This is a genomic window from Neobacillus dielmonensis (assembly GCF_000612665.1).
Taxonomy (GTDB): Bacteria; Bacillota; Bacilli; order Bacillales; family Cytobacillaceae; genus Neobacillus; species Neobacillus dielmonensis.
On record NZ_HG942038.1, the window covers coordinates 1 to 13,404 of the forward strand.

Consider the following 13,404-nt stretch of genomic DNA (forward strand, 5'->3'; position numbering starts at 1 on the left):
ACCTTTCTCGACAATCTGAGAGGCTAAACAGCCTCTTTTTTGTTTTTATTAGCAGAGTCCTAGATTAAAAAGATGGCTGCTATAGTTGTAACGATGAGGCCAATGACTACTGGAAGCAGGTTTCTTCGGGCCAGTTCAAAGGGGTCCACATTACATATCGCTGCTGCGGGGATTAAAGCCCATGGGACGAGTGTTCCACCGCCAACCCAGATCGCTGCGATTTGTCCCAATGCTGTCAAAGCTGCTGCTCCTTTACCAATTGCCACTGCAAACAGACTGGCAACCGAACCGGCTAGGGAAATTCCTGAGAACCCGGAACCATCTAATCCTGTTATAGCCCCTACTGCAGTCAAGGTTACAGCTCCGACGGTTTTGCTTAAGGGAACAATGTTGGCAAGAGCGAGGCCTAAGTCATTTACGATGCCTTGGGATGCTTTTGGTAAGAAATCTCCAACAATTTTTGTGAATCCTGCATCGCCTAAATAAAAGAAGGCGGCAATGGGGATGACTGGTCCAAATACCTTAAAACCAAACTGAAAGCCTTCAATTAAAAAGTGGGTGGTTTTTTCCAATCCTTTACCCTTGTATCCGGCTAATGATATTAGAAGTAAAATCAGGATAGAGGTACCACCTATTAAAGCAGTGGCATCACCACCAGTTAAATCTAACACGACCATTGTTGCGACGTCGGCTACATACAGTATTGGAACCAGAATTGCGAAAAATCGTTGCTGGGATAGGGATAAAAGTGGAGGCGCGGCTTCAGATTCTTGTGAAACAGCTTGGGAAGTGGTATCGGCAGGCAGAAGTCCTCGTTTCATATCTCTTCGCAGAAAGTAATAGGCAACTGTTGTTGTAACAATCCCCATGATAAATACTAAAGGTATGCTTGCGTGAATAACAGCATTAATGGGTATTCCTGCTGCGTCCGCCGTAAGCTTTGGTGCAGCCTGAATTACGAAATCACCGGATAATGCTATCCCATGGCCAAACAAGTTCATTGCCATTGCAGCACCAAGAGCTGGAAGTCCTGCCCTAATTGCTGCCGGGAGAAGCACTGCCCCTAGCAAGGCAACAGCTGGTGAAGGCCAGAAAAACCAGGATATCACCATCATAAGTATACCAATCGTCCAATAAGCGAGTCCTGGATTTCGAATCAGTTTACGAAAAGGGGAAATCATGACATCATTAATCCCCGTCACAGTTAAAGTATGGCTCATACCGACAATAATGGAGATGACCAGAATGGTAGATAGCAATTCTGTTATCGCATAACTAAAACTTGTAAAAATACTGGTAACAGCATGGCTTAAACTGCCGGTGGCAGTAATAGCGATTAGGAAAATGCCAACGATACAAACAATGGTCGTATCTCTTCTCATGACCATGAAAGCAATAATCAGAGCAATAAACACAACATATATCCAATGAAGAGCAGTTAACTCAACCAGCATCATTTGACCTCCTTTCTATTTCCATAGGGAGTTAATTAGGTATCCGCCCTGATGGATGTAATACAGAATATTAATGTATCCCTCAAGTGGTGAAGGGAAAATTAAAAGCGGAAACAACTTTAAATTAAGCTATGTTAGAGACCAAATCTGTATTTGTATACTAGTTAGTCGGAATAAAAATCTACGACTTACTTTAATTCAGCCTAGAATAAAAAAGGAATGGACACTGGACCATTCCTCAACAGGTTGTGTAAAAACCCTTTATTCTTGTATTGTGTACTTCTGTATATAAGGGGAACTCTCAAATACGCTGGGCTGCTGGCTGTACCCCAGACCATTTTTGATTTTCTCAACCAATGGCGTATTGGACTTTTGCCATTTTTCGTAGAGTGTTTCTTTTTCCCAAATTGTTATTATCATGTAGGCTCTTGAAGATAATGGGCGGAGTGCCCTTAGTGTATATAAACCTGGTTCATTTCCGAACAGCCAGTTTTCAACCTTCAGTTGATACTCAAATAAGGGGCGTCCTTCGTCTGTAATAGGTATATGGTACATGACAACATATCCATTATCGACCAATTCCCCACGTGATTCAATGGCTTCATAACGTCTCGGTTGTTTAAAGACAGTTTCGCCAGCCGTTTCATGGAATAGCAATGCACCGTCGGCTTTTGCCATCAACACCATCTTCTCCTCTGGATTTTTTTCCTTTACTCGTTTCAGAAATTCTATTGTTCCGGTGGTAATATAAATGTTCAATAATCTCCCTCCTAGAATTATTAATAGTGTACTCCAGAGTACATGTTTTGTTTAGCTTAAGCAATCAGAAAATCGACTATTTTTTGACAGTTAATAGCATTTACTATACACAAATGTTTTAAATGGATATAGTGTAGACAGTCTATATAAAAATGAAGTTTTAAAAATTAAACTTTATATATTAAAATGAAAATCAGATGTGTCTATGAAAGGGGCCAATGGAATGAACAAACCGATAAATGAAACATTTTTAAAAGCAGCAAGAGGGGAGAAAACAGAGTACATACCTGTTTGGTACATGCGGCAAGCTGGGCGGTCACAGCCGGAATATCGGGAAATAAAAGAAAAATATTCCCTATTTGAAATAACTCACCAGCCCGAGCTATGTGCTTATGTTACTCGGCTGCCAGTTGAAAACTATAATGTTGATGCTGCCATTTTATACAAAGATATCATGACTCCGCTTCCAGGTATGGGGATGCATGTGGAAATCAAAGGGGGAATAGGACCAGTTATTGAAAAGCCAATCCGTTCATTGGCAGATGTGGAGAAGCTGCAGGGACTCAATCCAGAAGAACATATTCCTTATGTGCTGGAAACCATTAAACTGTTAACGGAAGAACAATTATCCGTACCTTTAATTGGCTTTTCCGGTGCACCTTTTACACTTGCTAGTTATATGATCGAAGGCGGCCCATCGAAAAACTATAATAAAACAAAAGCGTTTATGCACACGGAGCCAAAAGCTTGGTTTGCTTTAATGGAAAAGTTAGGGGATATGATTATTACATATGTAAAAGCACAAATTGGCGCAGGTGCTAAAGCAATCCAAATTTTTGATTCCTGGGTCGGTGCGTTAAATGTTGAAGATTATCGCTATTTCATTAAGCCTGTCATGAATCGAATTTTTTCTTCTTTGAGAGAAGAAAAGGTACCGCTGATTATGTTCGGCGTTGGAGCTAGTCATCTGGCGCTGGAATGGAATGACCTACCACTTGATGTCGTGGGGTTAGACTGGCGCCTCCCAATCCGTCAGGCTAGGGAGATGGGAATTCAAAAAACAGTTCAAGGAAATCTTGACCCAGCCATTTTAATGGCACCTTGGGAGGTCATTGAGCAGAAGGCAAAAGCGATTTTGGACCAAGGAATGGAACAGAGCGGCTATATCTTTAACCTAGGTCATGGTGTTTTCCCGTCGGTTAACCCCGAGACGTTAAGAAGGTTAACATCGTTTATCCACGAATATTCAGCTTCTAAACTGAGCCAATTCTAATTCTTTTTAAGGCTTTAAGTTGGCGGACAGGCACATTTTTTGGCACAATAAAGTGAAACTATTTATTGGGTTTACCTGCTGATAGTTCTGCAGAAAGAGTAAAAGATGAGGTGCAATAGATGACAAAAAAGAAAATGGGGCTGCTTGTTATGGCATATGGCACTCCCTATACAGCTGATGATATTGAACGATATTACACACATATTCGGCATGGCCGCAAGCCAACACCCGAAATGATTGACGACTTGCGGAATCGATATGAAGCCATTGGGGGAATATCCCCTCTTGCAAAGATCACGCTAGAACAGGCTGAAAAACTAGAGAAGCATCTCAATACAATTCAATCGGAAATAGAATTTAAAACTTACCTAGGATTAAAACATATTGAGCCATTTATTGAAGATGCTGTTGGGCAGATGATTAACGATGGACTACAAGAGGCAGTAAGTATCGTGCTTGCTCCACACTATTCGACCTTTAGCATTAAGTCATATAATAGCAGAGCTTCAGAGGAAGCTGAAAAATTAGGCGGACTTTCCATCAAATCTATTGACAGTTGGTATAGGGAACCAAAGTTTATCCAATACTGGTCTGATCAAATAAAACAAATTTTTGAAGGAATGCCTACAGAGGAAAAGGAAAATTCTGTTCTGATTGTATCGGCTCATAGCCTTCCTGAAAAGATCCTCCAGTTAGGTGACCCGTATCCAGAGCAACTGAAAGAAACAGCCGATTTGATCGCGCAACAAGCAGGTGTGAAAAATTATTGCATCGGCTGGCAGAGTGCTGGGAATACACCCGATCCATGGCTGGGACCTGATGTTCAGGACTTAACTAGAGACTTATATCAAGAGCATCATTATAAAGCATTTGTATATGCTCCTGTCGGTTTCGTTTGTGACCATTTAGAGGTTCTTTATGATAATGATGTAGAGTGTAAGACAGTTACTGTAGAATTAGGGGTCAGCTACTATCGCCCAGAAATGCCTAACGCAAAGGATTCATTTATTGAAGCCTTATCGACGGTGGTTCTCAAAAAGGCAGCGGAATAAAAGAGGAGCGCAATATTATTGGAAGAAGGTTAGTACCGTGGCAGAACAAAAGCAAAAGGTTGTTATTATTGGCGGAGGAATTTCCGGACTAACAGCCGCGTACTACTTGCAGAAATCAATAAGTGCCGATCGCCTTCCCATTGAAGTTCAACTTATAGAGGCATCACACCGACTCGGGGGTAAAATGCAAACTGTTAATCGAGACGGTTTTATCATAGAGCGAGGCCCTGATTCCTTTTTAGCAAGAAAAACCAGTATCATAAAACTGGCAAAAGAAGTTGGGATGGAGGATAAGCTAGTCCCAAATTCCACGGGTAAGTCATTTGTTTTAGTCAATGAGGAGCTATATCCCATCCCTGGCGGGGCTATGATGGGAATTCCTACGGAAATAGGGCCGTTTATCACTACCGGCCTTATTTCTATTCCCGGTAAATTAAGAGCAGCAGCCGATTTAATTTTGCCCCGTTCGGAAAGTGGGAAAGACCAATCGCTAGGGGGATTTTTTAGAAGAAGATTAGGAGACGAGCTGGTTGACAATTTAATTGAACCATTGTTATCAGGTATATATGCAGGTGATATAGACCAGTTAAGCCTTCAGTCCACCTTTCCACAGTTTTATGAGGTAGAGCAAAAATATAGAAGCTTAATTATGGGGATGAAGAAATCAGCACCACCTAAGCCAAAAGTAATAAAGGAAAATAAAACTGGTGGGTTCTTGACATTTAAGACGGGGCTTCAATCTTTTGCGGAAGCAATTGAGGTAAAACTGGCACATCAATCAATCTTAAAAGGACATCGTGTTGAAAAAATAAGCAGAGTGAATCGCCAATATGAGATTTACTTAAATAACGGGGAAGTCTTGGCAGCAGATAGTATTATCGCAGCAACCCCGCATAAAGTAACTCAGGCGATGTTCTCGGATTATTCGTTTTTCGACCCTTTTAAATCTGTCCCATCCACATCCGTTGCTACTGTGGCACTGGCTTTTCCAGAGAAAGCAATTAAGAAGGACATAGATGGTACAGGGTTTGTCGTATCCCGACATAATGACTACTCTATTACCGCTTGTACATGGACACACAAGAAATGGATTCACTCCGCTCCGAAAGGAAAAGTCCTGCTCCGTTGTTATGTCGGGAAAGCCGGGGACGAGACCATTGTCGACCTGTCGGATGATCAAATTGTAAAAATTGTTCTTGATGACCTGAAAAAAACGATGGATATTACCATGAATCCGGATTTTTTCATTGTTTCACGCTGGAAAAATGCCATGCCTCAATATACGGTGGGACATAAGCAGCGATTGGCTAAAATTTTGGAACAGATGAAAAAGGAGTTACCCGGTGTCTATTTAGCAGGCTCTTCCTATGGCGGCGTTGGAGTCCCCGATTGTATTAATCAGGGGGAAGCGGCGGTTAAACAAGTTTTGGATTTTTTGAAAGAAGCTGTTCAATCGTAGCAGCTTCTTTTTCGTGATTTGATTTTACTTGTAATCATGTTAGAAAGGGAGTATACTCATTTAGTGTTGGAATTGACTGAAATGTTCATTTGGTCATTTGAGGATGAACCTGTTGGTAGTCCTTTGTTTTTTTTTTGCGAAAAAATGACTGTATGAACAAATTAGTCAATAATTTATAAAGGAGGCATCCGAGGTGAAAAACGTTTTATTAAAGGAAGAACTTTCAACGATTTTCAGCAACAAGAAAATCCTAATTCCCATCCTCGCTGTGTTATTTATTCCTGTCTTGTATGCTGGAATGTTTTTATGGGCCTTTTGGGATCCGTATGCTAAACTCGATCAGCTGCCGGTTGCCATTGTCAATGAAGATAAAGGGGCGGCAATGGATGGGCAGCAATTGGAACTGGGAAACGACCTCGTTAAAAAGTTAACCAAGAGTGATCAATTTAAGTTCCAAACGGTATCCAAGAAAGAGGGATACAAACAGCTTAACAATCAAAAATATTACATGTTAATAGAAATACCAAAAGATTTTTCAGAAAATGCTACCACTTTGTTGGACAATAATCCGAAAAAGCTAGAACTTCTTTATGTACCTAACGAAAGCTTTAACTTCCTTTCAGGACAAATTGGCGGAACAGCGGCTGAAAAAATAAAAACAGCTGTTGCAGAACAAGTGACTAAAACCTATGCTGAAACCATGTTTGATAAAGTAACTGACCTTGCCGAGGGGATCGGCCAAGCAAGTGATGGTGCAGGAGAGTTAAGTTCTGGAGCGGTAGAATTAGCGGATGGCTCCAAGGACTTAAACGATGGCCTGGCCACCCTTGCTGAGAAATCAATCGAATTTAATCAAGGGGTTAAGCAAGCTTCTTCTGGCACACAGCAGCTGTCTTCCGGTTCGGATGAGCTAAAAACTGGTTTAGAAAAAGCTGATTCCAGTATGCCAAAGCTAATTAATGGGACTAACCAGGTATATGCTGGAACCGAACAGATGAAAACAACCCTGCCCGCTGAAATAGCAAAAGGGATTAACAATCAAATGGCAGGAAGTGTTACCGAACTAAATACTGGAATTAATGATTTTAAAACGCAATTATCTGATACATTAATATCCGAAATGGCGGATAGCATGATTCTACAGCAGACGAGCACAATGGATCAACTGGCCGCAGCTTTAAAAAATTATGGTGTAAATGAACAAATTGTAGACGGAGTTATTGCAGGGGCCAAGGCAAAAATACCTGCTAAAGAAGTAGTAGAGCAGCAAATATCAACTGAATTAGCCCCCCAATTGAATGGTGCGTTTGGCCAATTCCAGACCGCTGTTAATCAAAAATTAGGTAGTTCAACAAGTGGACTTGAGCAGAAGTTGGCAAGTCAAACGAATCCATATTTTGATAAATTGATAGCAGGAATTAGTGCAGTAAACGATGGCCAAAAAGAGCTGCAGCAGGGTGTTCACCAATTATATCTGGGCTCTCAAAGCTTAACTAATGGTGCAAATGATTTAACATCAGGTATGGATAAGCTGGCGAGTGGTGCAGATCAATTAACTAATGGTTCTAATCAGTTAGCAGAAGGCTCTAATCAATTGGCGGACGGAACAACAAAAATTTCTGACGGAGCCAAGGAATTAGCTGATAAATTAGCTGATGGCGCCAATGAAGCCTCCAAAGTCAATGCGAATGATAAAACCTATGATATGATGTCTAAACCGGTCAAACTTGATACAGAAAGTGTGAATCATGTGCCAAACTACGGAACAGGATTTACGCCATACTTCCTGTCACTAGGCTTGTTTGTCGGTGCATTGATTTTATCCATTGTTTTCCCAATTGCAGAACCTGTAATAAAGCCAGCGAACGGATTGAACTGGTTCGTAAGCAAGTTTTCAATTCTTGCCGTTATGGGGATTATTCAAGCATTGTTGGCAGATGCCATCATATTAACCGCCTTGGATCTTCAGGTTCAAAGTGTACCTAGATTTATCTTGTTTACCATTTTCACAAGTTTAACGTTTGTGACATTAATTCAATTGCTTGTGACAGCTCTAAAAGATGTAGGACGGTTCATCGCCATCTTAATATTGATTTTCCAATTAACTACAAGCGCCGGAACCTTCCCGCTTGAAACGATTCCTAACTTCTTGCAGCATTTCAATGCCCTACTGCCAATGACATATACAGTAAGAGGTTTCAAAGCAGTTGTTTCAAGTGGTGATTTCAGCTATATGTGGCATAACACATCCATATTGGTTGGATACATCGTTATTTTTGCCATTTGTACAATAAGCTTTTTAACAATAAAATTCAAATCAAGCTATAACAAGCCCATTGAAAATTAAAATAACAATGAAACCAGTCTAATTTATAGGCTGGTTTTTACTGTTTTCTGTATAATAGCGTATATTATAGATAGGACATTAAGATTTGGAGGAATGGGTATGAAATTAACCATTATTGGACCATGGGGAGGGTATCCTAAAGTGAATGCCGCTAGTGCCGGTTATTTGCTCGAGCATGAGGGATTTCGCTTATTAATTGATTGTGGAAGCGGAGTACTGGCCAAACTGCAGAATATCGTTCAGCCTGAACAACTGGATGCTGTGATCATCTCCCACTATCATCCGGACCATATTGCCGATATCGGGGTATTGCAGCATGCCAGATTGATTCAAGGATATTTGGGAAAAGACATGGACACCTTGCCAGTATATGGACATCAATCCGACCAACAGGAGTTTTCCAAGCTTTCTTATAAAAATATTATGAAAGGAATTGCTTATGAACCTAATCAAGAGCTCCGAGTGGGTCCTTTCAAAGTGACGTTTTTAAAAACAGACCATCCGGTTCCTTGCTACGCAATGAGATTTGAAGCAGGGGGGAAAGCTATTGTCTATACAGCAGATAGTTCATTTAAAGAAGAATTTATTTCCTTTAGCCAAGGTGCAGAAGTTCTTGTCTGTGAATGCAACTTTTATGCAAACCAAAATGGAAAATCTGCAGGACACATGAACAGTACCGATGCGGGACGATTTGCGAGAGAGGCCGATGTGAAACAATTAATTTTGACTCATTTGCCGCATTACGGGAATTTAACTGAGCTTTTAGACGAGGCATCAAAAGAATATACTGGTATAATAAAACTTGCTGAAGAATTTCAAGTAATCACTATATAGGAAGGATCCAAAACATGTTATTTATAGATAATAAAGGTATCACAGACCCCCGCATCAATCTTGCTATTGAAGAATACGCCCTAAAGCATTTGGATATTAATGAAACCTATTTATTGTTTTACATAAATGAGCCCTCAATTATTATAGGGAAAAACCAAAATACCATTGAAGAAATTAATACAGAATATGTAGAAAACAATGGAGTTCATGTGGTGAGAAGATTATCTGGTGGTGGTGCTGTTTACCATGACCTAGGAAATCTTAACTTCAGTTTTATTACAAAAGATGATGGCGAAAGCTTTCACAATTATCGAAAGTTTACGGAACCTGTTATTCGTGCACTAAAAAATTTAGGTGTAAACGCTGAGTTAAGCGGGAGAAATGATATTGAAGTAGAAGGACGCAAAATTTCCGGGAATGCCCAATTTTCTACTAGAGGCAGGATGTTTAGTCATGGAACATTAATGCTGAATTCTAAAATGGATAACGTGGCATCGGCCTTAAGAGTAAAGAAAGAGAAAATTGAATCAAAAGGGATTAAATCTGTTCGCAGTCGGGTAGCTAATATCTCTGAATTTCTTCCTGAAAAACTGGAAATCAAAGAATTCCGTACGATTTTGCTTAAGTCTATATTTGAGGGGCAAGATGAAATACCTGAATATGTTTTGACAGAAGAGGATTGGAAGAAAATCCATCAAATTTCAGAGGATCGCTATCAAAACTGGGAATGGAATTATGGGAAGTCACCAAAATTTAACCTGCGACAATCCCATCGCTTCCCGGCAGGCACTATTGATGTCCGCTTGGAAGTGAATAAAGGGATTATCGAAAATTGTAAAATTTATGGAGACTTTTTTGGTGTGGGTGATGTAAGTGATATTGAAGCTATTCTGAAAGGGATTCGTTATGAAAAAGGGGAAATTGAAAAGGCATTAAATGATATCAATACTACCCATTATTTTGGAAATATATCAAAACAAGATTTCATTAACTTACTATACTAATTCATAAAAGAAATGGCACTTGAATATGGTGCCATTTCTTTTTTTGGACGGAAAAATAAATTAATATCCTTTTTCAGAAATTTTTGGGTATTATACTTGAATAGGCAATATTCATTCAATATAATATATTTAGAAAATTGTAATAAAATTATGAATGAGTATTCATTCACTACAAAGGGGAGAGACGAATGAATTTACCACTTCAACTTCATGAAACTTCAAAAGCATCAGCCAGTCAAATTGCTTATTATTTTATGGGGCAGTCTTCTACGTATGCGGAATTGGATGGAGCTATCACAAAATTTGCTTCAGGTCTTGCAAAGCTGGGAGTAAAAAAAGGGGACCACATCGCACTTTTGCTGGGAAATTCCCCTCATTTTGTCATCAGTTTATATGGGGCTTTAAGGTTGGGGGCAACCGTTATACCCATCAATCCAATTTATACCCAAGATGAAATAGGATATATCTTAAACAATGGAGATGTGAAAGCAGTTGTCGGACTGGATTTAATGATCCCATTAGTTGAAAAGGTACATATGCTTTTACCAAAGGTAGAGCATTATATCATTTGTGAAACGGACCAAAGTGGAATAGCGTTGTCTGGCATCGAAAATCTCTCTGCTTACCCAAAAATGAAATCGTTTACAGATGTTGCAGCCAGTGGTGATTTAAACTTCCTTGAACCTGAACTAGGGGATGACGATACTGCTCTGATTCTTTACACATCGGGAACAACAGGAAAACCTAAAGGAGCTATGTTGTCCCATAAGAATCTCTACAGTAATGCTAGGGACGTTGGAACCTATTTAAAAATGAATCACGATGACCGGGTCATTACAACCTTGCCGATGTTCCATGTATTCTGCTTAACTGTAGCTTTAAATGCACCATTATTACGAGGGGCTTCATTAATCATCATGCCTAAATTTAGTCCAAAAGAGACTTTCCGGATGGCAAAAGAATTAGAGGCCACCGTTTTTGCCGGAGTCCCAACCATGTATAATTTCCTTTATCAATATCCGGAAGGAAATCCTGCCGACTTAAGTACCCTGCGTCTATGTATATCTGGCGGGGCATCCATGCCTGTTGCACTGCTAAAGAACTTTGAACAAAAATTTAATGTATTAGTCTCAGAGGGCTATGGTTTATCTGAAGCATCTCCGGTAACTTGCTTTAATCCTCTAGATCGCCCGCGCAAGCCTGGTTCAATCGGAGTTTCAATTCCTAACGTTGAAAACAAAGTGGTGAATGAACTAGGGGAAGAGGTTCCGGTCGGCGAAGTCGGTGAACTAATTGTTCAAGGACCTAATGTTATGAAAGGTTATTATAAAATGCCAGAGGAAACCGCAGCAGCCATTCGCAGCGGCTGGTTATATACCGGTGATATGGCAAGAATGGATGAAGAAGGATATTTCTATATTGTTGACCGCAAAAAGGATTTAATTATCGTCGGCGGCTATAATGTTTATCCTCGTGAAGTAGAAGAAGTTTTGTACAACCACCCGAATGTAGTAGAGGCAGCGGTACTCGGTGTGCCTGACCCGAATCAGGGAGAGGCTGTTCAAGCTTATGTGGTTAGTAACGACCAAGAATTGACGAGTGAACAGCTATTAAACTATTGCAAAGAACATCTTGCAAAGTATAAAATCCCGAGTTCTATTGATTTTTTAGAAGAACTGCCTAAAAATACTACAGGCAAAATCCTGCGAAGGGCGCTTAAGTCCCAAGTTGCCCAGGCAGTTAAGCGTTAAATTATGAATTACATAAAGTTCGTGCAAAAGGCAGACAGGTGGTTCTGCCTTTTGTGCTGAAAATCCTAATTTTGTTTAATAGGACATGTCTAGTTCTAAATCAAAATTTTTTTACTAAACTAAGTATAGGAGGCTGTACAAAAAGGGGGACACAATATGGTAAGGAAACTGGGGCTCTATGCAGTATTGGCCTTTGTACTATATGGTTTATTAGTGTACTGGTATCTCTTTCATTTCGCAGATCCAAAACTGCCATTTGAATTTCAAGGAACCAAAGCGGACCCGGCTACTTTTCTAAACGGCAGGGAGCTTGTGCTTAGTGAAGAGTATTCAGAAATTCGCAACTTACTATTTTTCTTGGCAACGCCCTTTGAATGGCTTGTTTATTTTCTCATTTTACTATTTGGCCTGTCTGGCAGGTTCAAACGATGGGCGGAAGATTCAGCCAAATACAAGCTGCTGCATACACCGATTTATCTGTTTTGGTTATCGTTATTTGCTTTTTTGGCTACCCTTCCCATAAGCTACATCAGCTATTCTCTGTCCAAAACATATCACATATCTACCCAAACATTCCCTTCATGGATGAAGGATGAGCTGATTGACTTTTGGATTAATTATGGCACATGGTTAGTGATTGTGCCCGTGCTGTATTGGCTGATGAAAAAAAGCAAAAAACGCTGGTGGTTATATGGGTGGCTATTATCGGTTCCTTTTTCGCTGTTCATGATGTTTCTCCAACCGGTTGTTATCGATCCACTTTACAATGATTTTTCCCCATTAAAGAATAAAGAATTAGAAGCAAAGATTTTATCTCTTGCCGATAAGGCAAAGATTCCGGCAGAGCATGTTTTTGAAGTGGACATGGCGGAAAAAACAAACGCATTAAATGCCTATGTAACCGGGATTGGGTCTAATGCCAGAATTGTTCTCTGGGATACTACCTTAAATCGGCTAACCGATGATCAAATATTGTTTATCATGGCCCATGAAATGTGCCACTATGTAGAAAAACATATATATTGGGGGATTGGGGGATATTTGCTGCTTTCGCTGCTAGGATTGTATATGACATATAGGATGATGAATTGGGCTCAAAGTCGTTTTGGGAGAGAGCTGAAAGTCGTAAAGGTGGGAGATATTCAATCGCTGCCGTTATTTTTTATGATTATCTCAATGCTATTGTTTGCGGCAAGTCCATTTACTAATTTAGCTTCCCGTTACCAAGAAACACGGGCCGATCGATATGCTATCGAGATGACGAAAGATCCAGAAGCTGCCATTACCTCTTTCCAAGAGTTATCCAAATCTGGGTTAACTCAAGTTCACCCTCCTTTGTTAGTAAAGATATTCCGTTACACACATCCAACCATGTTAGAGAGGATTTCAATGCTCGAACAATATGAAATAGAACATCGCGCTGACTAAAACAAATAGAAAAGCTGGGAGCATTCCCCAGCTTTTCTATTTG

10 protein-coding genes are annotated in these 13,404 nt (G+C 40.1%); 8 read left to right on the forward strand and 2 right to left on the reverse strand.

Annotated features, from left to right (window positions below):
• Window positions 1-59: 59 nt before the first annotated feature.
• Together BN2425_RS03750 and BN2425_RS03755 are read right to left on the reverse strand one after the other, a co-directional pair.
• Complete coding sequence (locus BN2425_RS03750; protein ID WP_042455161.1) at window positions 60-1,454, reverse strand: hypothetical protein; 1,395 nt, start codon at window positions 1,452-1,454, stop codon at window positions 60-62.
• A gap of 261 nt (window positions 1,455-1,715) precedes the next feature.
• Window positions 1,716-2,213 (reverse strand): hypothetical protein, encoded by a 498-nt coding sequence (locus tag BN2425_RS03755; RefSeq protein WP_042455164.1) that lies wholly within the window; start codon window positions 2,211-2,213, stop codon window positions 1,716-1,718.
• Window positions 2,214-2,436: 223 nt separating this feature from the next.
• On the opposite strand from BN2425_RS03755, the gene hemE reads away from it, so the two are divergent.
• The 8 genes from hemE (at window position 2,437) to BN2425_RS03795 (ending at window position 13,361) form a co-directional block, all read left to right on the forward strand.
• Window positions 2,437-3,486, forward strand: a complete 1,050-nt coding sequence (hemE, locus tag BN2425_RS03760; protein WP_042455166.1) for a uroporphyrinogen decarboxylase — start codon at window positions 2,437-2,439, stop codon at window positions 3,484-3,486.
• Between the two features lie 119 nt (window positions 3,487-3,605).
• On the forward strand, window positions 3,606-4,538 hold the full coding sequence (gene hemH / locus BN2425_RS03765; protein ID WP_042455168.1) for a ferrochelatase: 933 nt from the start codon (window positions 3,606-3,608) through the stop codon (window positions 4,536-4,538).
• A gap of 37 nt (window positions 4,539-4,575) precedes the next feature.
• Window positions 4,576-5,997: a protoporphyrinogen oxidase gene (gene hemY / locus BN2425_RS03770; protein WP_042455170.1), complete on the forward strand. Its 1,422-nt coding sequence runs from the start codon at window positions 4,576-4,578 to the stop codon at window positions 5,995-5,997.
• A 193-nt stretch (window positions 5,998-6,190) separates the two neighbouring features.
• Window positions 6,191-8,344 carry a YhgE/Pip domain-containing protein gene (locus BN2425_RS03775; RefSeq protein ID WP_042455172.1) on the forward strand — a complete coding sequence of 718 codons (2,154 nt, stop codon included), beginning with the start codon at window positions 6,191-6,193 and terminating at the stop codon, window positions 8,342-8,344.
• A 99-nt stretch (window positions 8,345-8,443) separates the two neighbouring features.
• On the forward strand, window positions 8,444-9,178 hold the full coding sequence (locus tag BN2425_RS03780) for an MBL fold metallo-hydrolase (RefSeq protein WP_042455174.1): 735 nt from the start codon (window positions 8,444-8,446) through the stop codon (window positions 9,176-9,178).
• 14 nt (window positions 9,179-9,192) lie between these two features.
• Window positions 9,193-10,182, forward strand: a complete 990-nt coding sequence (locus BN2425_RS03785) for a lipoate--protein ligase (protein WP_042455176.1) — start codon at window positions 9,193-9,195, stop codon at window positions 10,180-10,182.
• A 188-nt stretch (window positions 10,183-10,370) separates the two neighbouring features.
• A complete protein-coding gene (locus BN2425_RS03790; RefSeq protein WP_042455178.1) occupies window positions 10,371-11,933 on the forward strand; it encodes a fatty acid--CoA ligase family protein in 1,563 nt (520 codons plus the stop codon).
• Between the two features lie 156 nt (window positions 11,934-12,089).
• Window positions 12,090-13,361: a M48 family metallopeptidase gene (locus BN2425_RS03795; protein ID WP_042455180.1), complete on the forward strand. Its 1,272-nt coding sequence runs from the start codon at window positions 12,090-12,092 to the stop codon at window positions 13,359-13,361.
• Window positions 13,362-13,404 lie beyond the last annotated feature (43 nt).

Coding starts and splice junctions, on each gene's coding strand:
- BN2425_RS03750 (WP_042455161.1), bottom strand. CDS start 1,454: ATGCTGGTTGAGTTAACTGCTCTTCATTGGATATATGTTGTGTTTATT.
- BN2425_RS03790 (WP_042455178.1), top strand. CDS start 10,371: ATGAATTTACCACTTCAACTTCATGAAACTTCAAAAGCATCAGCCAGT.
- BN2425_RS03780 (WP_042455174.1), top strand. CDS start 8,444: ATGAAATTAACCATTATTGGACCATGGGGAGGGTATCCTAAAGTGAAT.
- BN2425_RS03785 (WP_042455176.1), top strand. CDS start 9,193: ATGTTATTTATAGATAATAAAGGTATCACAGACCCCCGCATCAATCTT.
- BN2425_RS03795 (WP_042455180.1), top strand. CDS start 12,090: ATGGTAAGGAAACTGGGGCTCTATGCAGTATTGGCCTTTGTACTATAT.
- hemH (WP_042455168.1), top strand. CDS start 3,606: ATGACAAAAAAGAAAATGGGGCTGCTTGTTATGGCATATGGCACTCCC.
- hemE (WP_042455166.1), top strand. CDS start 2,437: ATGAACAAACCGATAAATGAAACATTTTTAAAAGCAGCAAGAGGGGAG.